1 protein-coding gene is annotated in these 902 nt (G+C 57.8%); it reads right to left on the bottom strand.

Annotated features, from left to right (window positions below):
* Nucleotides 1–902: hypothetical protein (locus Q1A69_RS20000; protein ID WP_299589649.1), on the bottom strand; the 902-nt coding region annotated here is incomplete at both ends.

Genomic DNA, 902 nt, shown 5'->3' with positions numbered 1-902 from the left:
TTGTTCTGCGCATCTTCCAGGGCGCTGTCCGCGGCGCTGTCATCCGCCTGCAGGAAGTCGCTGGTGATGTCGTAGTTGTAGGTGTTGGTGGTGATCACCACTTCGCGCCAGCCGTACTCGGTATTGCCTTTGGAGAGAGGCACAAACACGTGCAGCTGCTCTTCCACTTCGATACGGTTGGTAAATACGGTAATGGTTCGGCCACTGTCGAGGGTGACCTGGCGGCTGGTGTAGTAGTGGCGGGTATCCCGTTCGATATAGCCTTGGTGGCGGCCCTGGCTGGTGCCATCGAGCCGGTAGCTGGTAGCGCCCAGCAGCCCAGCGAGATCGGTTTGCTGTTGGGTGGTGAGTCCCAGGTCTTCAAAGTTGAGGCGCGGGTCGTTGCTGCTCAGGTAGAACAGTTCATCGGTGTTGTCCTCCCAAGAGCGGGCACTGTCCACGGCGGTGGCACCGCCGGGGTTGCTGACATAGCCTTCGCCCTCGCTGTCTACGTAGCCAATATTGTTATTGCGCACGGTTTTCTGTGCGCGCTCGGCGGGCATGTTGAGTTTATTCGTCGCCGCGGCATCGGCGGTACTCGGCATATTGCTGCTGTTGAGATTGACCCAGACCGTGGAAGTACTGGTGTTGTTGGTGGTTTTTTTAGTGGAACCCGTGCCGGTAATCGTGGGATCCGTGCCCGCTTTACTATCCACCGCATTGGTCACTGCGGAGTCGTCGTTGCCCACATCCCAGTTCACATCCAGATCGGGATTATCCGTGGGCGTCGCCAGTGGCGCATCCACCACAGTAATCAGCTGGTCTTCCTGGTCGTACAGGCTGTATTTCCATTGGGTCTCACTCTGGGTGAGCTCATTCATGGCCTGGCGCGCGGTTTTAATACCGTTCAGGCTGTCGTTATT

Source organism: uncultured Microbulbifer sp. (genome assembly GCF_947498635.1).
Lineage (GTDB): Bacteria > Pseudomonadota > Gammaproteobacteria > Pseudomonadales > Cellvibrionaceae > Microbulbifer > Microbulbifer echini.
The sequence above is the reverse complement of the archived record's forward strand: the minus strand, read 5'-3'. Positions and strand labels throughout refer to the sequence as shown.